We start from the raw sequence: 24,073 nt of genomic DNA on the forward strand, positions 1-24,073 counted from the left end.
TGAATGGTAATATAAAATTGTCACAAAAATAATGTTTTGTGCTAGACAAAGGAGTGATTTAATGAGTAATAAGAAAAAGCCTAACTCCCGAAGATTAGACTTTTTACCTAATAGATTAAACAAATATTCTATTAGGAAGTTTACTGTCGGGACAGCTTCTATTTTAATTGGAGCTACGTTAATTTTTGGTGCGAATACTGATGACGCCAAAGCTTCAGAGGCTAATGTCGCATCAACGGCTTCAGATTCAGCAACTGGAGACGATGACGTGGAACCATCAGAAGGAGCAGCTAACGAAGTCAATGTTTCTGAACAAGAAGCACTGACTGACAATGTAGAAGCGAATGTTGCTAATGAAGCGTTAGCAACAAGTGAAGATGTAAAACCTAATGTGACAAATGGAGAAGAAAATAAGCAGACAGAAAAAGACGCTGCGAGTCCAGATACAACTGAAGGTCAAGATATCAATTTAGAAGATACTGATAATGTAGAGAAAGAGACAAGTGAAGAAACACAACCTTCTCAAAATATTGACAGAGAAACTGCTACAGAGAAATCAGAAGAAGTAAGTCAACAACAAGAGAAGCAATCAGCGACTAAAGATGTGAAGTCGAGTGAAACACAAACACGTGCAGTAGAAATACAACCTCAAACAACAGCGAAACAAGACAACTCAGCGCAAAATGAAAGTGTAAATCAAGTTAACACACAAGCTCATGCAAATACTAAACAGAAAGTTAAAAATACAGCCGAGACTTTAAGTATTACTGAAGAAGAATTACAACGTGTTATTCAAGAAAAGAAACTTGACGTTACAACATTAACAGAAGAAGAGTTAATGACTGAATATTTAATCTCGCTAGTGAATAATGAAAAGAAATTAGCACAACCAGCGACTTTACGTAGTTATTCTGATAAGAAGCAATCAAGTGTAGCTTTCTTGAATGCCGCAGATAGCACAGACTTAACAGAAATTGTCGGTTTAAATGACATTAATAGCTTTAATGTATATGGCCAAACACAAAATACACAATATGCGACAGCTTTCTTAAATGATAATGGTCGTGGATATAAAGAAGAGCCTGCTTTAAAGTTGACACCAAATCCGTCATTAAAAGGCGTATTAGAACTTAATAAGACAAAGTTTGACTTTACGAAAGACTTTTCATTGAATTTTAAAGTAGCAAACCCTCCGATGGGACGAACGGGAGGTTCAGATGGATTTGCGTTTATTTTTACGCAGAGCTCAGGACAAGAGGTCTATAATAGAGGATCAATATTAAATAATACAGGTGTGCCGAACTCTGGAGGATTTAAAATTGATACGAGCTTAACTCCAAATGGTCCAGATAGAACTGCACTGCCAGGTGGTAATAATAATGAAGGTTATGCATCATTTGTAAAAAGTAATAGTGCAGGTACTTCAGAATTAGTGGGAGCTGCACCTGTATTTTTAGATAGAAAGTTAAATAACTTACCAGATAAACGATTTTTGATACAAAATACAACAACTAGAAATACTGAAGTGTCTGGTCAACGTTTAATTCCTGTATCGATTAATTACGATGCAGCGACACAACAGTTTAGCGCAGAATATCAAAAGAAATTGTATACTGCATCTTTAAGTGATCTAGGCTTAATTAGAGGTCAAAAGTATAACTTTGATATAGCATCTACTGTACCAACTAATCCAGTTGGTGAACGTAATGTTGGAGAAGGTATTATTCAAATTAGTAGTATAGCAGTTGATGGAAATCAAGCAGATGATAATACACCAGGATATAACGGTGGAAGCACGAAGCCAGGAGTGGGCGTCAATATTCCGCAATCAGGAGATACACAGTTACCACCGAATACACGATTTGAAATTCCACAAGGAGGCGTACCAAGTGGATGGACCGTAACAGTTAATCCGAATAATGGAACGGTAACGGCAACGCCACCGGCGAATGCAGAGCCAGGAACAAGCGTAGATATTCCAGTGAAAGTGACATATCCAGATGGATCTGTGGATAATACAACGACAAATGTAAGAGTTGTGCCAAATGACGCGCAAGAAAACACACCAGGATATGAGGATGGAAGCACAAAACCAGGAGTGGGCGTCAATATTCCGCAAACCGGAGATACACAGTTACCACCGAATACACGATTTGAAATTCCACAAGGAGGCGTACCAAGTGGATGGACCGTGACGGTCAATCCGAATAACGGAACGGTAACGGCAACGCCACCGGCGAATGCGCAACCGGGCACAAGCGTAGATATCCCAGTGAAAGTAACGTACCCAGATGGATCTGTGGATAATACAACGACAAATGTAAGAGTTGTGCCAAATGACGCGCAAGAAAATACGCCAGGATATAACGGCGGAAGCACGAAGCCAGGAGTGGGCGTCAATATTCCGCAAACCGGAGATACGCAGTTACCACCGAATACGCGATTTGAAATTCCACAAGGAGGCGTACCAAGTGGATGGACAGTAACGGTTAATCCGAATAACGGAACGGTAACGGCAACGCCACCGGCGGATGCAGAACCGGGCACAAGCGTGGATATTCCAGTGAAAGTAACATATCCAGATGGATCAACAGAAGAGACACCAGTGAAGGTAACGGTAACGCCGAACCAAGCGCAAGAAAATACACCGGGATATGAAGATGGAAATACAACGCCAGGAAACCCAGTGACAGTGCCACAAACAGGTGATGAGGAGTTACCACCAGGTACGAAGTTTGAAGTACCACCAACAAGTGTTCCAGAAGATTGGACAGTAACAGTAGATCCAGATAATGGAGAAGTAACAGTAACGCCACCGGCGGATGCAGAACCAGGAACAAGCGTAGATATTCCAGTGAAAGTAACGTATCCAGATGGATCAACAGAAGAAACGCCAGTGAAGGTGACTGTAACACCAAACCAAGCACAAGAGAACACACCGGGATATGAGGATGGAAGTACAACACCAGGAAACCCAGTGACAGTGCCACAGACAGGTGATACAGAGTTACCACCAGGTACGAAGTTTGAAGTACCACCAGCAGGTATTCCAGAAGGTTGGACAGTAACAGTAGATCCAGATAATGGAGAAGTAACAGTAACGCCACCGGCGGATGCAGAACCAGGAACAAGCGTAGATATTCCAGTGAAAGTAACGTATCCAGATGGATCAACAGAAGAAACGCCAGTGAAGGTGACTGTAACACCGAACCAAGCGCAAGAGAACACACCGGGATATGAGGATGGAAGTACAACACCAGGAAACCCAGTGACAGTACCACAAACGGGAGATACAGAATTACCACCAGGCACGAAGTTTGAAGTACCGCCAACAAGTGTTCCAGAAGATTGGACAGTAACAGTAGATCCAGATAATGGAGAAGTAACAGTAACGCCACCGGCGGATGCAGAACCAGGCACAAGCGTTGATATTCCAATAAAAGTAACATATCCAGATGGATCAACAGAAGAAACGCCAGTGAAGGTGACTGTAACACCAAACCAAGCACAAGAGAACACACCGGGATATGAAGATGGAAATACAACACCGGGTAATCCTGTAACAGTGCCACAGATAGGTGATGAGGAGTTACCACCAGGTACAACATTCGAAGTACCACCAGCAGGCATTCCAGAAGATTGGACAGTGACGGTCGATCCAGATAATGGAACAGTAACAGTGACGCCACCGGCGGATGCAGAACCAGGCACAAGTGTGGATATTCCAATAAAAGTAACATATCCAGATGGATCAACAGAAGAAACGCCAGTGAAGGTGACTGTAACACCAAACCAAGCACAAGAGAACACACCAGGATATGAAGATGGAAATACAACACCAGGAAACCCAGTGACAGTGCCACAAACAGGTGATGAGGAGTTACCACCAGGCACGAAGTTTGAAGTACCATCAGCAGGCATTCCAGAAGACTGGACAGTGACGGTCGATCCAGATAACGGAACAGTGACAGTAACGCCACCTGCGGATGTGGAACCAGGAACAAGCGTAGATATTCCAGTGAAAGTGACATATCCGGATGGATCAACAGAAGAAACACCAGTGAAGGTAACAGTAACACCGAACCAAGCACAAGAGAACACACCGGGATATGAAGATGGAAGTACAACGCCAGGTAATCCTGTAACAGTGCCACAGACAGGTGATGAGGAGTTACCACCAGGTACAACATTCGAAGTACCACCAGCAGGCATTCCAGAAGATTGGACAGTGACGGTCGATCCAGATAACGGAACAGTGACAGTAACGCCACCGGCGGATGCAGAGCCAGGAACAAGCGTAGATATTCCAATAAAAGTAACATATCCAGATGGATCAACAGAAGAAACGCCAGTGAAGGTGACTGTAACACCAAACCAAGCACAAGAGAACACACCGGGATATGAAGATGGAAATACAACACCGGGTAATCCTGTAACAGTGCCACAGATAGGTGATGAGGAGTTACCACCAGGTACAACATTCGAAGTACCACCAGCAGGCATTCCAGAAGATTGGACAGTGACGGTCGATCCAGATAACGGAACAGTGACAGTAACGCCACCTGCGGATGTGGAACCAGGAACAAGCGTAGATATTCCAGTGAAAGTGACATATCCGGATGGATCAACAGAAGAAACACCGGTTAAGGTAACGGTAACGCCGAACCAAGCACAAGAGAACACACCAGGATATGAAGATGGAAATACAACACCAGGCAATCCAGTAACAGTACCACAAACGGGAGATACAGAATTACCACCGGGTACGAAGTTTGAAGTACCGACGGATAAAATTCCAGAAGGCTGGACAGTAACAGTCGATCCAGATAATGGAGAAGTAACAGTAACGCCACCGGCGGATGCAGAGCCAGGGACAAGTGTAGATATTCCAGTGAAAGTAACATATCCAGATGGATCAACAGAAGAAACGCCAGTGAAGGTGACTGTAACACCGAACCAAGCGCAAGAGAATACACCGGGATATGAAGATGGAAGTACAACACCAGGTAATCCTGTAACAGTGCCACAGACAGGTGATGAGGAGTTACCACCAGGTACAACATTCGAAGTACCACCAGCAGGCATTCCAGAAGATTGGACAGTGACGGTCGATCCAGATAACGGAACAGTGACAGTAACGCCACCGGCGGATGCAGAGCCAGGAACAAGCGTAGATATTCCAATAAAAGTAACATATCCAGATGGATCAACAGAAGAAACACCAGTGAAGGTGACTGTAACACCAAACCAAGCCCAAGAGAACACACCGGGATATGAAGATGGAAATACAACACCGGGTAATCCTGTAACAGTGCCACAGACAGGTGATGAGGAGTTACCACCAGGTACAACATTCGAAGTACCACCAGCAGGCATTCCAGAAGATTGGACAGTGACGGTCGATCCAGATAACGGAACAGTGACAGTAACGCCACCGGCGAATGCAGAGCCAGGAACAAGCGTAGATATTCCAATAAAAGTGACATATCCAGATGGATCAACAGAAGAGACACCGGTGAAGGTAACGGTAACACCAAACCAAGCGCAAGAGAACACACCAGGATATGAAGATGGAAGTACAACACCAGGTAATCCTGTAACGGTACCACAAACGGGAGATACAGAATTACCACCAGGTACGAAGTTTGAAGTACCGCCAACAAGTGTTCCAGAAGGCTGGGAAATCGAAGTTAATCCAGATAATGGAGAAGTAACAGTAACGCCACCGGCGGATGCAGAGCCAGGGACAAGTGTAGATATTCCAATCAAAGTAATATATCCAGATGGATCAACAGAAGAAACACCAGTGAAGGTAACGGTAACGCCGAACCAAGCACAAGAGAATACACCGGGATATGAAGATGGAAATACAACACCGGGCAATCCAGTAACAGTACCACAAACGGGAGATACAGAATTACCACCAGGTACGAAGTTTGAAGTGCCACCAACAAGTGTTCCAGAAGATTGGACAGTAACAGTGGATCCAGATAATGGAACAGTAACAGTGACGCCACCGGCGGATGCAGAGCCAGGGACAAGTGTAGATATTCCAGTGAAAGTAACATATCCAGATGGATCAACAGAAGAAACGCCAGTGAAGGTGACTGTAACACCGAACCAAGCACAAGAAAATACACCAGGATATGAAGATGGAAATACAACGCCGGGCAATCCAGTAACAGTACCACAAACGGGAGATACAGAATTACCACCGGGTACAAAGTTTGAAGTACCACCAGCAGGCATTCCAGAAGATTGGACAGTAACAGTCGATCCAGATAACGGAACAGTGACAGTAACGCCACCGGCGAATGCAGAGCCAGGCACAAGTGTGGATATTCCAGTGAAAGTAACATATCCAGATGGATCAACAGAAGAAACGCCAGTGAAGGTGACTGTAACACCGAACCAAGCACAAGAAAATACACCAGGATATGAAGAGGGAAATACAACGCCGGGTAATCCAGTAACAGTACCACAAACGGGAGATACAGAATTACCACCGGGTACGAAGTTTGAAGTACCACCAACAAGTGTTCCAGAAGATTGGACAGTAACAGTCGATCCAAATAACGGAACAGTGACAGTAACGCCACCTGCGGATGTGGAACCAGGAACAAGCGTAGATATTCCAGTGAAAGTGACATATCCGGATGGATCAACAGAAGAAACACCGGTTAAGGTAACGGTAACGCCGAACCAAGCACAAGAGAACACACCAGGATATGAAGATGGAAATACAACACCAGGCAATCCTGTAACAGTACCACAAACGGGAGATACAGAATTACCACCGGGTACGAAGTTTGAAGTACCACCAACAAGTGTTCCAGAAGGTTGGACAGTAACAGTAGATCCAGATAATGGAACAGTGACAGTAACGCCACCGGCGGATGCAGAACCGGGAACAAGCGTAGATATTCCAATCAAAGTGACGTATCCGGATGGGTCAACAGAAGAAACGCCGATAAAAATTACTATAGATATAGATGAAACTGATGCAGACGCCGATGCAGATGCAGATGCGGATGCCGACTCTGATGCGGATGCGGATGCGGACGCCGATGCAGATGCTGACGCCGATGCAGATGCGGACGCAGATGCAGATTCTGATGCAGATGCTGACGCCGATGCAGACGCCGATGCCGATGCCGATGCCGATGCAGATGCGGATGCCGATGCAGATGCGGATGCCGATGCAGATGCCGACGCCGACTCTGATGCGGATGCCGATGCAGATGCCGACGCTGATGCAGATGCGGATGCAGATGCCGACGCAGATGCGGATGCCGATGCGGATGCCGATGCAGATGCAGATGCAGATGCAGATGCCGATGCGGATGCGGACGCAGATGCTGATGCAGATGCCGATTCTGATGCGGATGCCGATTCTGATGCAGATGCCGATGCGGATGCGGATGCAGACGCCGATGCAGACGCAGATTCTGATGCGGATGCTGATGCGGATGCCGATGCGGATGCAGACGCTGATGCAGATGCAGATTCTGACGCCGATGCGGATGCGGACGCCGATGCGGATGCGGACGCCGATGCGGATGCGGATGCGGACGCTGACGCCGATGCAGATGCGGACGCCGATGCAGATTCTGATGCAGATGCGGACGCCGATGCAGACGCCGATGCCGATGCAGATGCCGATGCAGATGCCGATGCAGATGCGGACGCCGATGCAGATGCGGATGCTGACGCGGATGCGGATGCCGACGCCGACTCTGATGCGGATGCCGATGCAGATGCCGACGCAGATGCAGATTCTGATGCAGATGCCGACGCAGATGCGGATGCAGATGCGGATGCCGATGCGGATGCCGATGCAGATGCAGATGCTGATGCAGATGCCGATGCGGATGCGGACGCTGATGCGGATGCAGATGCAGACTCTGACGCCGATGCAGATTCTGATGCAGATGCGGATGCCGACGCAGATGCAGATGCAGATGCGGATGCCGACGCTGATGCGGATGCGGATGCCGACGCGGATGCGGATGCAGATGCGGATGCCGACGCTGATGCCGATGCAGACGCCGACGCGGATGCGGATGCAGACGCTGATGCCGACGCTGATGCGGATGCTGATGCGGACGCTGATGCGGATGCTGATGCAGATGCGGATTCAGACGCTAACGCGGATAAGGGATCTGATAAGGATACGAACGGAAATAAAACTAAAGCGTTACCTGATACAGGAGGAAACGCGGGAGCAAATACAACATTATTCGGAACGTTATTTGCAGGTTTAGGAGCATTAGTATTAGCTAATCGCAAAAAACGTAATAATAAAGAAGAATAATTGATGTAAATATACTACAATGTAAAGGGGAGCCTTTGAGCTCCCCTTTATGTATAATAATTAGTAGTTAAGAGGTGATCATATTGGAAACTACGCTAAATAATTTGGTACACAAAATAGATGAATTACATGATGGATATTCTAAAGTTTTTGTAAGTTTAGGCAATGAAAATAGTAAGGCATACGTAAGGTTAATCAAAAATACGAATCATTTAAAATCCCAACTCATGAAACAAACGCAAAAATATAAGAAGAAAAATGGATTATTTCCAAAATGGATTAAAGTTGATGTGGTGACTGGGGAAGAAACCATGACATTTGATAGGGTAGAAAAGATGCTCATAAATACAAGAAGAAATTATATTGACTTTGGTTTCGTGTTAGATCAACAATGGCAATTGGCTTTTTTACCTGAAGAAATAAACGCAAATGCATTTGTGCGTCCCTCGAAAAAAGATAAAAATAGTAAAGAAATAGCTGAAAATAACATCACACATTATTTAAAAAATTATAGAAAGTTGAATATTAACTTTAAAGTTGAAGATTTTAGAAATGAAGATGTAGTTGTATTTCAAACGAAAGGTTACTTTGTTGAAGGTGACACTATATTAGAATTGCATAGTACTGATGGTATGAAAGGGATTCGAAAGATTGAAGACCTTCATACAGAAATAGATCAACTCATAAGTACAAGCACAACCTTTTTGAAAAATGAAATACAACCTAATGGAGAATACATATATGGGTATTTTCCTCATTTTGATAGAAAAATTAACTACTATAATATATTAAGACATTCTTCGTCTACATATGCTTTGACAGAAGGGCTATCGTACCTAAATCAAGATGTAAGTATTGTCAGAAAACCACTCAATTATATTATTGAGAACTGCTTATTAGAAAAAGAAGATGAGGCTTATATCTTTGATAAAACAAACGGTATCAATGAAATTAAGCTAGGCCAAAATGCAGCCTTTATATTTGCTGTTTGTGAGTATATTAAAATGAATCCGGATGAGAACTATTACCTAAAATATGCACAAAAAGTTGCAAAAGGGATTCTATCCATGATTAATATGAATTCTATGGATTTTATTCATGTATTAAACTATCCTGATTTATCAATAAAAGAACGCTTTAGAGTTATTTATTATGAAGGAGAAACAGCATTAGCCTTATTAAGACTTTACCAAGTAGATGGACATTCTGAATGGTTAGAAACTGTCGAAAAAATATTTGAAAAATTTATTAATGAAGGCTACTGGAAATATCATGATCATTGGCTAGGATACTGTACTAATGAGTTGGTGAAAATTGTACCAAAAGAACAATACTATACATTTGGTATAAAGAATGTAGCGAACTATTTAGATTTCATCTACCAAAGAGAGACAACTTTCCCTACATTTTTAGAATTATTAATGGCTACGTATCATTTAATACAAGACGCCAAACGTAATGGATTTGAAGATTTAGTTCAATCACTTATTGATGAAGAGCAATTGTTAAGCACGATTCATCGGAGAGCTGACTATCAAAGAACGGGTTACTTTTATCCAGAGATTGCAATGTATTTTAAAAATCCCAAACGCATTTTAGGAAGCTTTTTTATTAAACATCACGGCTTTCGTGTACGAATTGATGATATTGAACATTATCTATCAGGTTATATTCAATACCAAAAAGTTTTTAAATAAATAGTATTGTGTAGGTGTGGTTTTATTGCAATATTAATTTGATATGGGAAATATGGACTATTTAACTTCTTTGCTTAATGCATTGATTGGATTTATAGGGGTAACGATTTTTGGAATTACAAATAAGATTAAGCATCAAAAATAATGATATAAGTTAATGGATAATAAAAATAAATCCATTCTATTTTCTTTCAACATAGTCTATGCTTTGATATCATTAGAACAATGTTAGGTGAAAGGAAGTTTAAGTCATGAAAAAGACAGAGCTGTTAGCACCAGAGACATACAATATTATTTCAGAAATCGAAAAGCATACTCAGTCCGCTACGAAAAAGGCTTTAATTTTTAGGAGCGAGTCTGGGGAGGTGACAACACTCACGTATCAATCATTGATTCAACGTGCGAATCAACTCGGCCATGTTTTAAGTCAAAATGGGCTTAAAATGGGGGATAGCGTTTTGGTGATGATGCCACGATCTATTGAGACTTATGAAGTATATATTGCTGCACTCAAACTTGGTATTACGATTATTCCAAGTTCTGAAATGTTACGAACGAAGGATTTACAGTACCGTATTACACATGGTGAAGTGAATGGTGTTATCACGTTACCTCAATATATCAAAGAATTTAAGCGTGTTAAAGAGTATGGTCAATTGACTAAGTTCTTAGTGAAGGGATCAGCCCCAGAATGGATAGCGATTGAAGAGGATAAAAAACAACAAAGTGATCAATTAGATATTGCTGAAACGCCACGTGATCATTTAGCTATTCTTTCCTATACTTCAGGAACGACGGGTAACCCTAAAGCAGTCATGCATTCACATGGGTGGGGTTATGCGCATATGCAAATGGCTCCAAAGCATTGGCTAGGTATTCGTGAAAACGATGTAGTATGGGCTACAGCTGCACCAGGTTGGCAAAAATGGGTGTGGAGTCCATTCTTATCGATTATGGGATCAGGCGCGACGGCTTTTGTATTTAATGGCCGTTTCAATCCTTCATTATATTTGGAACTGCTTCAAGATTTTAAAGTTAATGTATTATGTTGTACACCGACTGAATATCGAATGATGTCTAAATTGAAAAATCTTGACGAGTATGATCTGACACATTTACATAGTGCGGTGTCAGCAGGAGAGCCATTGAATCGTGATGTTGTGGAGAAATTCCAAAGTCATTTTGATTTAATTGTTCGTGACGGCTATGGTCAAACAGAGAGTACTTTACTCATTGGTTTCTTAAAAGAGACAGCGCCACGTATGGGCTCAATGGGAAAAGCGATTCCGGGGAGTGATGTTGCTATTGTAGATGATGATGGTCATGAAGTGCCAGCTCATACAAAAGGGAATATCGCAGTGCCAGTAGACTTACCTGCCTTATTTAAAGGGTATCTTAAAGATCAAGAACGTACAGAGTCAGCGCAAGTCAATGGTTATTTCTTAACAGGAGATTTAGCGCATCAAGATGAAGATGGCTATTTCTGGTTTGAAGGTCGTAATGATGACATTATCATTAGTTCAGGATATACGATTGGACCGTTTGAAGTAGAGGATTCATTGACAAACCATAAAGCGGTTAAAGAATGTGCCGTTGTCGCAAGTCCGCATCCTGACCGTGGTCATATTGTTAAAGCATTTGTCATTTTACAAGAAGGCTATGAAGGTAGTGATGCATTAGTCCGCGAATTACAACAATTCGTGAAGGAAGATGTGGCCCCTTATAAATATCCACGTGCGATTGAGTTTGTAGACGATTTACCCAAAACAAACTCAGGTAAGATTCGTCGTGTTGAATTGAGAGAAGCAGAACAAAAGAAATATCATGAATAATCAAAGCAAGCCACTCTTTATATGGGGTGGCTTGTTTTGATTGTCTACTTTCCAATGGCAACGTTCTAAGTGATAACGACATCTTCCAAAAATCCTTGCAGATTTTAATGAATCTGCCGTTATCATACGAACGTTAAGCGCCATTGTCCAGTTTTCGTTATTGTCTACTTTCCAATGGCAATGCACTAAGGTATAACGCACTTCGCGCAAAAATTCTTAGGGAATTTATTGCTTAAAGCTTGTTATACTACGTGCATTAAGCGCCATTGTTCAGTTTTGGTTGTATCCGTTTTTGATGTTGATGATGTTTGTGTATCCTTTGTGTTCTAGGATGCCGATTGCAATGGAGCTTCTTACGCCTGATTGACAATGAACGTATAGCGGCTCGTCTTTAGCGAATGGGATTTCAGCTTTTAATAGTTGACCATGTGGAATGTGTACGGCTTGCGCATAGTGTCCGGATTGCCATTCTGCATTGTTACGTACATCAAGTATATTTTTTTCTTGTCCAGTGATTTCACCGCTTTCTATTGATGTTGTCATGGTTTCAGTCTTGGGTAATTGGTAACTCGAGACACGATCATAGCCGATAAGTTGTAATGTATGTGTAGCCATTTGAACGGTTTCACGGTCGCCGATGAGTTGGATGTCTTTTTCATAATCAAGATACCAACCAATTTGATTAATAAAGTTTTGATGATACGGAATGTTAATCGTACCTGCTTTGTGTCCTCCGTGAAATGCTTCTTTATCACGTAAATCGAAGGCTAATGTTTCTTCAGTTGTGCTAGGATAAACGACATACGGTTTATATAAGTCAAATCCGTGTTGGTTGATATATTTCATTTGAGCAAAGTGATGTGGTGGTGCGGGCTGGTCTGTTGTGAGCTGTTTGATAAACGTTGCTTCATCAGGTTGATTGAAAGCCCAGTTTGTTTGTTTTTCATAGCCTAATGTACTCATTGGGATGGCACCTAATGATTTACCACAAGGACTTCCTGCACCGTGTCCTGGCCATATTTGAATGTGATCTGGTAGTGATTTTGCCATTTCAATGGATTGATACATTTGTTTTGCACCGATTTTTGTTGAACCGTGTACTTGGACTGCTTTTTCTAATAAGTCGGGACGTCCGATGTCACCTACAAATAAGAAGTCTCCTGAGAAAAGACCCATAGGAATGGTTGCGCCACCTCCTTCGTCAGTGAGTAAAAAACTAATGCTTTCTGGCGTGTGACCTGGTGTGTGTAGGACTTTGAGTTTGATATGTCCAATTGATATTACATCGTCTTGTTTGACGAATTGTGTCGTGTCTGGCATGTTACGATAGCCTAGTGATTCATCGCCTTCTCCTGATACATAGATGGTAGCGTTTAATTTTTGAGCAACGTCACGTATACCTGAAGCGTAATCAGCATGGATATGTGTTTCTGCTGCCGCTGTAATACGGAATCCTTCTTGGTCTGCAACTTCAATATATTGTGTTAAGTCGCGGATAGGATCCATGATGAGCGCTTCTCCTGTTTTCTGGCATCCGATGAGATATGAAGCTTGGGATAAATATTGATTATAAAATGACTTGAAATACATGTGAACTCGCCTTCTTTTTCTATATATTTGAGAGTTTAAATGAATAAATTATGACTTGAATTTTCAGTGTCACCAATGTACGTACCGACACCACCGTATTCGACTTCATCGCGAAGTTCTGCTTTGGTGATACCCATGACGTCCATGCTCATCGTACAAGCAATCAATTTGATGTCTTGCTTAATGGCTTGATTGATTAATGATGGCAATGAGTCTACATTTTTCTTTTTCATGACATAGCGCATCATTAGGTTACCGAGGCCAAACATGTTCATTTTAGAGATGGGCATTTTGACGGGAGTGCTTGGCAACATTAAATCAAACATTTTGGCGATGCCTTTTTTGTTAGTTTGAACTTTATCGTCTTTTTTGATGGCGTTAAGCCCCCAGAATGTAAAGAATATAGTGACATCACGTCCTGCTGCTTTGGCTCCATTTGCAATAATTAAAGCAGCAATGGCTTTATCAAGTTCACCACTAAATAGAACAATAGTTGTGTTGTTCTTTTGGTGTGTCACTGTCATGTCCTTTTTCTTTGAGATATCTTCCTTTTGGATAACGGCTTTAATTTGATGAGTTTCTTCTGTTAAATCTACTAATGTGTGTCCTGTTTGCTTGACCCAACTTTTAATATCACTACAAAAACCAAAATCAGTGACCGTTACTTCAACTTGTTCACCTATATCTAACTTTTGCATTTCTTGACTTAGATTGACAATGGGGCCGGGACATTGTAACCCGCTGTAGTTCAGTTGTTTGATGTTGTTTTTAATAGAGACTGAATGGTGACGTTCGGCTGTCTCATCATTTGAATATTTAGATGCGTATGCGTCGTAACCCCCGTCTAAATGAACAACATCAAAGCCTTGACGACTTAACATTTGACTTGCTTCTAAACTGCGTCTACCACTCTTACAATGAATATAGTAAATGATTGATTTGTCTCCCTCGAAGGAATTAATTTGATCTAAAGGATGTAATATTGCATGTTTGATATGTCCTTCTTCATACTCCTCTTTTGTTCGGACGTCAATGAGCTGTCCTTTCTGTCCTAGTGCTTCTAATGCTTCACGTTTCAGTGTATTGATATGTCGTGTGTGAATCATAATGGCCTCCTTGTTAAAATACCTTTAGGGGTATGTTAACGTATAGTAGAGTTCTTGTCAAATACATACTGGGGTATTTTGTGTTATGCTTTTTTTATCATTGGTCAATGTGTATTTGTAATAAAAATAGAGATAAAGGGTAAAGGAGTGATAGGAGTGAATCATTGGGATGAAAAGTTTGATGCTCATACAAATATGTATGGATTGGAAGCCAATGCGTACATTCAAAATGTATTTAAGCATCCAGTGACAGAGCGACATAAAGTAGTGATGTTAGCTGAAGGAGAAGGACGTAATGCAATTTACTTAGCCAAACTTGGATATGATGTAACGACGTATGATTTTTCGAAAGTGGGTATTCAAAGGCAAAATATGCGTGCCCAAAAAGAAAATGTATCTATTCATGCATACTTTGGAGACGTGACTGACCCTGATATTGTACCCAAAGCGCAATTTGACTACAGTATTAATATTTTCGGTCATGTGCCTTCTGCTGGTAAGCGTGCAATGTTTCAAAATTTAATCGAGTCGTTAGTAGTCGGTGGGCAGGCTTATTTTGAATTTTATGCTAAGGGACAACTTGATTATCAAACGGGTGGTCCTAAAGATGTATCGATGCTATATGATGTTGAAGAGATTGAAAGGATGCTCAAAAGTTTTTCTATTCGTATTCATCGTCTCGAACAAGTAGAGGTTGAGCGATATGAAGGAGATGCACATCATGGGAAGGCATTAGTCATTCAAGGTCATATTGAAAAATCTAAATCGTTTCAAAGCAAATGTTTGGACATTCTATGAAAAAATGTCATAATGTAGATGGTATATAAAATATACTACAATTTTCTTAATGGAGTGATTCATATGTCAACAAATAAAGATTTATACAACCGTCTCAATAAAGACGACGCGGTATTATTATTAGTGGATCATCAAACAGGTTTGATTTCTTCACTTGTACGTGACTATGGTGTAGATGAATTTAAAAACAATGTCATCGCGCTTGCGAAAACAGCGAAATATTTCGATCTACCAGTTATCTTAACGACAAGCTTTGAAGATGGTCCAAACGGTCCGCTTATGCAAGACATTGTCGATTTATTCCCAAATGCAACAAAAATTCCTCGTCCAGGTCAAATTAACGCTTGGGATAACGAAGAATTTGTTGAAGCAATTAAGAAAACAGGTAGAAAACAACTTATCATTGCTGGTGTGGTAACGGACGTATGTGTAGCACATCCTGCACTTTCAGCTGTAAATGAAGGTTATGACGTATTTGCCGTAGCTGATGCGTCAGGTACAGTAAGTAAGCAGGTAGCTGATGCAGCATTGATGCGCATGAATCAAGGTGGCGTTCAATTAACGAACTGGTTTAGTGTTGCCAGTGAATTACAACGTGATTGGCGTAATGATCCAGAAGGTTTTGGTGAGTTATTAACGAGCAACTTACCAGGTTACCAAAATGTGATGGGTAGCTATACTGCAGCACAAAAGAATCAATAATCTTTAAAAAGATGAAGCGGTAGAGCAGGCTGGGACATCAATCCCAAAATAAATAGCGCTAAGGTGATTTTCTATTCAAAATCGTCTTAGCGCTTCTTTTAAGTCATCAGATTATCTAACAGGAGATAAAGAAAAAGATACAGAAATTGTGAGTAATTTGGAGCAAGGTTTGTATCGCAAACGTATGTTAAGTTATGGTGGTTTGTTGAAAAAGAAACATAAAGAATGGAATTTCGATGATGATGAAAAAGGTAATTTAATTCATACAAATGAGGATGCAAAAGCAACTGATGAAGAAGTATAAGCATATTCGATTACGGCCATTTAGAATTTTGAAAAACAAAATTATTACTTGAAGAATTTGTAATGGGGCTGGGACATAGGGTTTCAGCCCCATTACGTTTATATTATAACAGGAGCACACATTTATGCCGAGAAAATTTATTGATAATGAGAAGAACCTTAACTAAACTTGGAGACGAATGTCGACATAGCGTGAGCTATTAAGCCGACCATTCGACAAGTTTTGGGTTTGTTAAGGGTTCAGAGGCTCGTTGTCAATAAAGCATTTGGAATAAAGCAAAAATATGATATGTTGTATATTGGAGTGTTTATTAAGGGATTGTTTAAATTCTGAAATAAGGAGTTTTTACAATGTATAATATTAATACTTCAAAAATTGTAAAAGGTTCTCTTGCATTTGTCATTGCTTCTGGTATTGTATTTAGCCCTATTGGCATTGATAATGATTCTGAAGCTGCTGAAGCTAATTCATCTATAGTTTCTAAAAAAAGTGCTGGAACAATTTCGAAAATTAATGATAGCGTGGCTAGAATTGATTTGAACAATTGGATTACATACAATGTTGATGAAAATGGTATAGCTACGATAAAAGATACTCGTTCTGGAAAAACTGAGCAATTACCTGTAACAGCAAAAGACAAAAATGGTGAAGACGCGACTTTAGTTTATTTTGAAGAGGATGGTAAGTTGGGTGTCCAAGTTGTTAAGCAGCAACAAGAAAGAAGAGCTGATAAATGTATAATCGGAACTGTAGGAGGAGCTATTGGTGGTGCGACAACTGGTGGCTTAGGAGGAGCTGCTGTTGGTACTGTTACACTTCCTGTTGTGGGAACTGTTAGTGGTGGTGTTGTAGGAACCATCGGTGGCGGTATTGGCGGTGCTTCTGGTGGATATGTAGCTGGCTGTTAAAAGGTGGGATAACTATGTATGATAGAAAGATCTTCAACTGGCCAATATTTTTTATTGTGATTTTGAGTTATGTATTTATGTTGTCGTTGTTTTTGTGGGTTTCTAATATAAGTCATTTAAAAGTCTTTTTATTGACTACTCCTTTTCTTTTAATGACTTGTGTTTATATAGTACTATTTATAAAAAATAGATAGTTAGTGCTTACACGTGTTTATGTATTTCATAAGCACGTGTATTTGTGTGTTTTTGAAATGAGTTTCTTCTTGTCTTGATACTATATAGAAATAACTCGATTTTGTTTTTGTCCTTATACTTTTGATATTAAAGAGTTTATAACCTAATTTAAGCGTGAAGGAAATTTTTGACATAAAAAACCTCAGTAGTAAGATTAAATTGTCTAGAAATAATCGAAAATACTGAAGTTTTTTTATGTTTTTCCTTCCAAATTTGATACAAAATAGGTGAATATTCTTGAACCCAATAGCTCAGTAATAATATTCTTATTGAATTGCTTATATCTGAAATAGTTCATAGGGAGTACCCCCATTTTTTAAAATTATACTATAAACTTAACTTGCAATAGACCTTCTTTTTTATCTAATATAGACAACTATCTATATAGATGATAATTTATATTAATAATAGGAGGCGTGAATATGGATTATCAAGTATTAGCAAATACACTCAAAATAGTGGCTGATTCAAATCGATTAGAAATTTTAGATATCCTATCATGTGGCGAGCGTTGTGGTTGTGATTTATTAGAACACTTCTCGTTTTCTCAACCTACACTGAGTCACCATATGAAAGTATTAAAGGCCCATCAATTGGTTACGTGTCAAAAAGTAGGTACAAAAATGATGTATCGGCTTAACGATAACAAAATGCAAGAATTAATTAATCAACTTCAAATGATACACCGTAACAGTCAACCGTGTATATGTGATGCTCTTCCTAAAGGAGTGTGTGAATAGTGGCTGTTTTAGCGATTGTTATTTTTTTAGTGACACTTTTATTTGTCATATGGCAGCCCAAAGGATTAGACATTGGGATTACGGCTTTCATAGGCGCGATTGTAGCATTAGTGGTGGGTGTTGTGAGCCTTTCGGATGTTGTTGAAGTGACAGGTATCGTTTGGAATGCGACTCTGACGTTTATTGCAGTGATACTGATTTCATTAATATTAGACGAGATTGGCTTTTTTGAATGGTCAGCGCGTTATATGGTAAAAGCTTCTAAAGGCAATGGCTTCAAAATGTTTATTTACATCATTTTGTTAGGCGCGATTGTAGCTGCATTTTTTGCAAATGATGGGGCAGCGCTGATATTGACACCGATTGTTTTAGCAATGGTACGTCAGTTATGTTTTAAAGAGCAAGTTATTTTTCCATTTGTGATTGCGAGTGGGTTTATAGCAGATACGACATCTTTACCACTTGTAGTAAGTAACCTTGTTAATATCGTATCGGCTGATTATTTTGATATTAGTTTTATTCAATATGCGAGTCGAATGTTACTACCTAATGTCTTTTCGTTAATAGCTAGTATGCTCGTACTTTGGTGGTACTTTAGAAAGGTGATTCCTCGTTCGTTTGACCAAACAGGTCTACCAAAACCGCAAGATGCAATCAAAGATAAACGTCTATTTAAAATGTCGTGGGTCGTTCTGGCGATATTACTAGTTGGATATTTGATTAGTGAATGGACGAAAATGCCAGTTTCATTTATTGCGGGTAGCGTTGCAATAGTATTTTTAATTTTTGCGAAACAATCATCGGCAGTTCATGTAAAAAAAGTCATTAAAGGCGCACCGTGGAATATTGTCGTGTTTTCAATTGGGATGTATCTCGTAGTATATGGGCTCAAAAATGCAGGCATTACGATGATATTAAGCCGAATTTTATCCGGTATAGCAGAGTATGGTTTGTTCATGAGTGTTATGGGGGGAGGATTTATTGCTGCTTTTTTATCGTCGGTTATGAATAATATGCCGACCGTTTTGATTGATGCCATTGCAATTCAACAGTCGGATGTATCAGGTATCGTGAAAGAGGGCATGATTTATGCCAATGTGATTGGTTCTGACTTAGGTCCAAAGATAACACCAATTGGATCATTAGCGACCCTTTTATGGCTACATGTTTTAACTCAAAAAGCTGTCAAGATTGGATGGGTCACTTATTTTAAGGTAGGTATCGTGATTACGATTCCAGTTCTATTTGTGACCCTTTTCGGTTTGTATTTAACATTAATATTATTTTAGGGGAAGATAGAGATGACTCAAAAAACAATTTATTTTATTTGTACAGGGAATGCATGTCGTAGTCAGATGGCTGAAGGATTTGGTAGAGCCATTCTTGGTGATCGATGGCAAGTTTATTCGGCGGGGATTGAAGCGCACGGTGTAAACCCCAAAGCAGTAGAAGCGATGGAAGAAGTAGGGCTTGATATCTCAAACCATACATCTGATTTAATTGACCCAAAAGTCATCGCACAGGCTGATTTGGTTGTAACACTATGTAGTGATGCTGATCAAAATTGTCCAGTATTACCGGCGCATATTCAAAAAGAACATTGGGGATTTGAGGACCCAGCTGGGAAAGATTGGGCTACATTTCAGCGTGTGAGAGATGAGATTAAGCAAACGATTGAGACGTTTAAGGAAGTGCGTGCGGACTCATTTTAAAGAGTAAACATCAAAGCGCATGCTCAACAACCTTGATGAACGGTGTTTTGCATGCAGAGTTTTCGGCATAACTTCGCAATTCTTCAAAATTTGAGGAACAATTTTTTGAATTGCTCGAGTTATGCTCAAACTCTAAGCGCATGCTCAACAACCTTGGTAAACGGTGTCCCAAAAGCAGGATTTTCGACAGAACGACATAGCTCGACAAAATTAAACCCCAATTTTGCTCGCTATGAGGTTCTGCTCAAATCCTAAACGCTTTTGTCCCAACCTCCGCGCTCAACAACCTTGATGAACGGTGTTTCGCAAGTAGGATTCTCGACAGAATATCATGACTCGGCAAAATTTGGGGAACAATTTTGCTCGTCATTCCATTCTGCTTGAATCCTGAGCACTTGCTCAACAACCTTGATAGACGGTGTTTCGCAAGTAGGATTCTCGACAGAATGTCATGACTCGACAAAATTTGGGAAACAATTTTGCTCGCCATTCCATTCTGCTTGAATCCTGAGCACTTGCTCAACAACCTTTTGATTTATTGCCAATATTGCATTTGATATCCGATACGTGGGTGTGTTTGGATTAATTGTGTGGACATATTATTGGCTGTATTTAATTTGTGTCGTAATGATGTCATATGTACACGTAGGCTTGGCATTTCTGTTTTGTTCACATACCCGTAAATTTCTTTCAAAATTTTATCATACGTTAAGACTTTGCCGACGTGCTGACATAATAATTCAAGTAATCGAAATTCATTAGGGGTTAAATGGATTACAGTGTCGCCCATTTTGACCTGCTTTGCTGCGAATTCAACGGTTAAGGGTCCGTTTTCAAATGTAATATCATTTTCTTGCTGTTGGGCATTTTTCAGGCGTTGTATCACTCGAATACGTGCGCGCAGTTCTCCAATATTAAACGGTTTTGTCATATAATCCTCAGCCCCATTATCAAGTGCCTTCACAATGGTTTGCTCTTCTAAACGTGCACTGATGACAATAATCGGAATTGCGAACTCCTGTTTGATTATCTTAATCAAATCTAATCCATCTACATCCGGTAATCCTAAATCGAGTAATATTATATCTGGTTGTTCCGTTCGTATTCTAAAATCTGCCTCTTTTCCTGATTTGGCTTGAATAATATGATAGTAATCTAAAGTTAATGCGACATCAATCAAGTGTGTAATGGCCTCGTCATCTTCTACTATTAAGATTTTAGTTTTCATAGGATTGCACCTCCTGATCATATTTAATAGGCAAGTAAAAATAAAAAATACTACCATGTGGAAGATTACTTTTATATTTCAATTTACTTCGATGTTTTTCAAGTATCGATTGGACTAAGTATAAGCCTAATCCTAAGCTGTCTTTTTTGTTATCTTTAAATAATTGACTGGTATAAAAAGGTTGAAACATCATATGCTGCTCGTGTTTAGGAACGCCGGGACCTTGGTCAATCACTTCAAATCGAACAAATTCATCGACGTGCGTTAATCTTAAAGTGATAGGTGTCTTTTTCGGCGTATATTTTAAAGCATTTTCAATGAGGTTGAATATAGCTTGTAAAATCAGCTTACTATCCATTTCGACAAAGCACATTTCTTCTAATGGTTCGACAGTGATGAGGGTATCTTGATGACGTCTTGTGATGACGTTTTCGAATTCTTCAACCAACTCATCGACCAAATAAGTTTGTAATTGTAATTCTACATTAGAACGTTCGAGTCGTGTTAATGATAAGATATTTGACACAAGCATATGCAAATATTGTGCTTCTTCATATGAATGTTTTACTAACTCTTTTTGTTCTTCGATGGGAATATTTGAATCATCGAGTTGTAACATTTCAAGATTTCCGATAATTGTTGTTAATGGTGTTCGAATGTCGTGAGAAATCGAATGCAAAAAGTTCGATCTCGTTGTTTCGCGTTCAGCTTGTAACATCGAGGCTCTCGATTTACGCATTAATGTTACATTTTCAACGGCAAGTGATATTTCGTTTAACATTGACTCTAAGATTGAAAAGTCATAGGATTCAATCACTTGATTATCTTTAAAACGAATAGCAACAATGCCTTTAACGGGGTCTGTGCCTATAGGTAAATATAAATGATCGATTCCTGGAAAAGTATTGGTTGTTACTCCTGCTCGGCGTTGGTTTTTAATGATCCAACTCAATACTTGATGATTTTCTTGCTTAGTATCTTGTGTATAATTAGGGACTCGTAATACTTCGGTCACCGCTTGATTTTCAACATTGTACACAATGATATCTTGATTCAACAATTGCTGCATCTGATGACCAGCTGTTTTCAATAAATCAGGGATGGTATACATATTTTTAATAGAGTGATTGAATTGTAATAAAATATCTGTTCGGTACAATTGTCGTTTTGTGACTTTGTATTGATGCTTGATTTGCTTTAATAATCCACTCGTCAACATACTTACTAAAATACTTACGGCAAATGTAACTGGGTAATCAAAGCGATACATCTCGAATGTGAATCGTGGTACCGTAAAGAAGTAATTAAAGACGAGTACATTTAAAATAGCTGCCAAAAATCCTATCATATATGACTGTGTCCAAATAGACAAAACGATAATACCTATTAAAAAAAGTAGCAGTATGACTGTGCTCGATTCGCCTTTATCCCATGTATAAATCCATAAACCAATTAATACAGATACCGTTTGAATGAATATCATTTTGAATATATCGATAGTGAACTGCGTATGCTTTTTAGGATTAAGCATTGCTTTAGGTTTGTGTGCCTCACGAATATGTTCAATCGGTACGATTTCAATTTTATAATGGTGATGGAATGTCATTAAACGATCAATTAAGGGGCGTTTTAATCGGTCATGCCACTTTTGACGAACGTGTTGGCCGATAATCAATCGCGTCACATGGTTAGTTTTACACCATTCATCCAAGCCTTTCGCAATTTGATTGTCATATACTACTTTAACATCTGCGCCTAATGATTGTGCGAGCATCAGATGGCGATGGACAGATTTTGATTGTTCAGTGGGTTGCTCTGATTTATCAAAACTATCTATATAAATAGCAGTAAAACGCGCATGTGTTTTATTGGCAATGCGTCTGGCTTCCCGAATGACGGCTTGATTATATACACTGCCACTAATAGCAACAGCAACATGCGGTGTGATATCAGTATGTTTATTTTTGTATAGCTGTTCTTTCTCACTCATAATATCCGCAGCTGTTCGCAGTGTCAGTTCACGAAGTTCTACAAGATTTTCATATTTAAAGAAATTTGAAAATGCTGTTTCAAGTCTTTCTTTTTTATAAACTTTACCTGCTTTTAACCGTTTTATTAATTGATTTGGAGATAAATCAACGACTTCCAAAGCATCTGCAGACATAATGAGTTGATCAGGTACACACTCTTTGACTTTGACACCTGTCATTAGTTTAATCTGTTCACTTAAACTCTCAATGTGTTGAATATTGAGTGTCGTGTGTACATCAATTCCATGTGCCAAGATTTCTTCTATATCCATATAGCGCTTTTCGTGACGTTCTTTCGTAATGTTTGTATGCGCAAGTTCATCAATCAGAACAATTGATGGCGATTCTTCAATGATACTATCGACATCTACGTATTGGAATACATGACTTCCAAAGTTTTGAGATTTCGTTTGTATCATGGGCAACTTTTGCGTTAAGGCTTGTGTCTCGGGCCGTTGATGGGGTTCGATATAGCCTATTTTTACATCTGCGCCTGATTCATATATATCTATCGCGTTTGATAACATTTCATAGGTTTTTCCCACGCCTGGACTATAGCCTAAATAAATAGTTAATTTGCCGCGTTGAGACTCATATGCCGTTTCCATTACATTTCACCTCTTCCAAACTATCATAATCCTACAAGACATGATTTTCTATCAAAAAATAAATCGCCTTTTCATCTTAATGCTTTCTTAATAGAATACAGCCGAATATTAATAACTTCCTCACACGCATACTGATAATATGTTTTTTGAATTGATAAGGAGGTTGAGCCATGATTGTACTTTTAGCAATACTTGTTTTGCTACTTATTGCCTATTTAGTATATGCCCTTATTTATAGTGAAAAATTTTAAAATTGTCTAATAGAGGTTA

14 protein-coding genes and 2 pseudogenes are annotated in these 24,073 nt (G+C 39.7%); 11 read left to right on the forward strand and 5 right to left on the reverse strand.

Annotated features, from left to right (window positions below; genetic code table 11):
* The first annotated feature begins 61 nt into the window (after window positions 1–61).
* The 3 genes from C7J90_RS12110 to mbcS all read left to right on the forward strand — a co-directional run bounded on the left by C7J90_RS12110 (window position 62) and on the right by mbcS (window position 11,843).
* Window positions 62–8,314, forward strand: a complete 8,253-nt coding sequence (locus C7J90_RS12110) for a YPDG domain-containing protein (RefSeq protein WP_158701897.1) — start codon at window positions 62–64, stop codon at window positions 8,312–8,314.
* Between the two features lie 77 nt (window positions 8,315–8,391).
* Window positions 8,392–10,011, forward strand: a complete 1,620-nt coding sequence (locus C7J90_RS03645) for a poly(glycerol-phosphate) alpha-glucosyltransferase (RefSeq protein ID WP_103208818.1) — start codon at window positions 8,392–8,394, stop codon at window positions 10,009–10,011.
* 251 nt (window positions 10,012–10,262) lie between these two features.
* On the forward strand, window positions 10,263–11,843 hold the full coding sequence (mbcS, locus tag C7J90_RS03650; protein ID WP_103208817.1) for an acyl-CoA synthetase MbcS: 1,581 nt from the start codon (window positions 10,263–10,265) through the stop codon (window positions 11,841–11,843).
* A 270-nt stretch (window positions 11,844–12,113) separates the two neighbouring features.
* On the opposite strand, the gene cstB is transcribed toward mbcS, so the two are convergent.
* Window positions 12,114–13,433, reverse strand: coding sequence for a persulfide dioxygenase-sulfurtransferase CstB (gene cstB / locus C7J90_RS03655; RefSeq protein WP_103208815.1), 1,320 nt, complete (start codon window positions 13,431–13,433; stop codon window positions 12,114–12,116).
* A gap of 35 nt (window positions 13,434–13,468) precedes the next feature.
* Window positions 13,469–14,539, reverse strand: a complete 1,071-nt coding sequence (locus C7J90_RS03660) for a DsrE/DsrF/DrsH-like family protein (RefSeq protein WP_103208813.1) — start codon at window positions 14,537–14,539, stop codon at window positions 13,469–13,471.
* A 156-nt stretch (window positions 14,540–14,695) separates the two neighbouring features.
* Between C7J90_RS03660 and C7J90_RS03665 the strand changes: the two genes are divergently transcribed.
* The 4 genes and pseudogenes from C7J90_RS03665 (at window position 14,696) to C7J90_RS03680 (ending at window position 17,251) form a co-directional block, all read left to right on the forward strand.
* Window positions 14,696–15,337 carry a class I SAM-dependent methyltransferase gene (locus tag C7J90_RS03665; RefSeq protein WP_103208811.1) on the forward strand — a complete coding sequence of 214 codons (642 nt, stop codon included), beginning with the start codon at window positions 14,696–14,698 and terminating at the stop codon, window positions 15,335–15,337.
* 63 nt (window positions 15,338–15,400) lie between these two features.
* Complete coding sequence (gene ycaC, locus C7J90_RS03670) at window positions 15,401–16,039, forward strand: isochorismate family cysteine hydrolase YcaC (protein ID WP_103208810.1); 639 nt, start codon at window positions 15,401–15,403, stop codon at window positions 16,037–16,039.
* 94 nt (window positions 16,040–16,133) lie between these two features.
* A pseudogene (locus C7J90_RS03675) lies at window positions 16,134–16,367 on the forward strand (protein rep); the annotation flags it as partial.
* Window positions 16,368–16,693: 326 nt separating this feature from the next.
* The gene (locus tag C7J90_RS03680) at window positions 16,694–17,251 is read left to right on the forward strand and encodes a hypothetical protein (RefSeq protein ID WP_103208808.1); all 558 of its coding nucleotides are present in this window, start codon (window positions 16,694–16,696) and stop codon (window positions 17,249–17,251) included.
* Window positions 17,252–17,674: 423 nt separating this feature from the next.
* Here the strand turns inward: C7J90_RS03680 and C7J90_RS03685 are convergent.
* Window positions 17,675–17,783 (reverse strand): annotated as a pseudogene (locus tag C7J90_RS03685) (IS6 family transposase); the annotation flags it as partial.
* A gap of 124 nt (window positions 17,784–17,907) precedes the next feature.
* Between C7J90_RS03685 and C7J90_RS03690 the strand changes: the two are divergent.
* From C7J90_RS03690 to arsC, 3 genes are read left to right on the forward strand one after another with little or no spacing between them, the layout of a single operon-like run.
* Window positions 17,908–18,225, forward strand: a complete 318-nt coding sequence (locus C7J90_RS03690) for an ArsR/SmtB family transcription factor (RefSeq protein WP_103208806.1) — start codon at window positions 17,908–17,910, stop codon at window positions 18,223–18,225.
* On the forward strand, window positions 18,225–19,514 hold the full coding sequence (gene arsB, locus C7J90_RS03695) for an arsenite efflux transporter membrane subunit ArsB (protein WP_103208804.1): 1,290 nt from the start codon (window positions 18,225–18,227) through the stop codon (window positions 19,512–19,514). The genes C7J90_RS03690 and arsB overlap by 1 nt, the downstream gene beginning before the upstream one ends.
* A 12-nt stretch (window positions 19,515–19,526) precedes the next feature.
* Entirely contained in the window at window positions 19,527–19,937 is a 411-nt protein-coding gene (gene arsC / locus C7J90_RS03700) for an arsenate reductase (thioredoxin) (protein WP_103208802.1), read from the forward strand.
* A 535-nt stretch (window positions 19,938–20,472) separates the two neighbouring features.
* On the opposite strand, the gene C7J90_RS03705 is transcribed toward arsC, so the two are convergent.
* Together C7J90_RS03705 and C7J90_RS03710 are read right to left on the reverse strand one after the other, a co-directional pair.
* Window positions 20,473–21,165, reverse strand: a complete 693-nt coding sequence (locus tag C7J90_RS03705) for a response regulator transcription factor (RefSeq protein WP_103207101.1) — start codon at window positions 21,163–21,165, stop codon at window positions 20,473–20,475.
* Window positions 21,155–23,803: a sensor histidine kinase gene (locus tag C7J90_RS03710; protein WP_103207103.1), complete on the reverse strand. Its 2,649-nt coding sequence runs from the start codon at window positions 23,801–23,803 to the stop codon at window positions 21,155–21,157. The genes C7J90_RS03705 and C7J90_RS03710 overlap by 11 nt, the downstream gene beginning before the upstream one ends.
* Before the next feature lie 170 nt (window positions 23,804–23,973).
* Between C7J90_RS03710 and C7J90_RS12305 the strand changes: the two genes are divergently transcribed.
* Entirely contained in the window at window positions 23,974–24,054 is an 81-nt protein-coding gene (locus tag C7J90_RS12305; protein WP_103207104.1) for a potassium-transporting ATPase subunit F, read from the forward strand.
* Window positions 24,055–24,073 lie beyond the last annotated feature (19 nt).

Source organism: Staphylococcus felis (genome assembly GCF_003012915.1).
GTDB lineage: Bacteria > Bacillota > Bacilli > Staphylococcales > Staphylococcaceae > Staphylococcus > Staphylococcus felis.

Excerpts from the sequence above, each read along its gene's own strand:
- ycaC (WP_103208810.1), top strand. The coding sequence starts at position 15,401 with ATGTCAACAAATAAAGATTTATACAACCGTCTCAATAAAGACGACGCG.
- cstB (WP_103208815.1), bottom strand. The coding sequence starts at position 13,433 with ATGTATTTCAAGTCATTTTATAATCAATATTTATCCCAAGCTTCATAT.
- C7J90_RS03710 (WP_103207103.1), bottom strand. The coding sequence starts at position 23,803 with ATGGAAACGGCATATGAGTCTCAACGCGGCAAATTAACTATTTATTTA.
- mbcS (WP_103208817.1), top strand. The coding sequence starts at position 10,263 with ATGAAAAAGACAGAGCTGTTAGCACCAGAGACATACAATATTATTTCA.
- C7J90_RS03690 (WP_103208806.1), top strand. The coding sequence starts at position 17,908 with ATGGATTATCAAGTATTAGCAAATACACTCAAAATAGTGGCTGATTCA.
- C7J90_RS12305 (WP_103207104.1), top strand. The coding sequence starts at position 23,974 with ATGATTGTACTTTTAGCAATACTTGTTTTGCTACTTATTGCCTATTTA.
- C7J90_RS03705 (WP_103207101.1), bottom strand. The coding sequence starts at position 21,165 with ATGAAAACTAAAATCTTAATAGTAGAAGATGACGAGGCCATTACACAC.
- C7J90_RS03660 (WP_103208813.1), bottom strand. The coding sequence starts at position 14,539 with ATGATTCACACACGACATATCAATACACTGAAACGTGAAGCATTAGAA.
- arsC (WP_103208802.1), top strand. The coding sequence starts at position 19,527 with ATGACTCAAAAAACAATTTATTTTATTTGTACAGGGAATGCATGTCGT.
- C7J90_RS12110 (WP_158701897.1), top strand. The coding sequence starts at position 62 with ATGAGTAATAAGAAAAAGCCTAACTCCCGAAGATTAGACTTTTTACCT.
- C7J90_RS03680 (WP_103208808.1), top strand. The coding sequence starts at position 16,694 with ATGTATAATATTAATACTTCAAAAATTGTAAAAGGTTCTCTTGCATTT.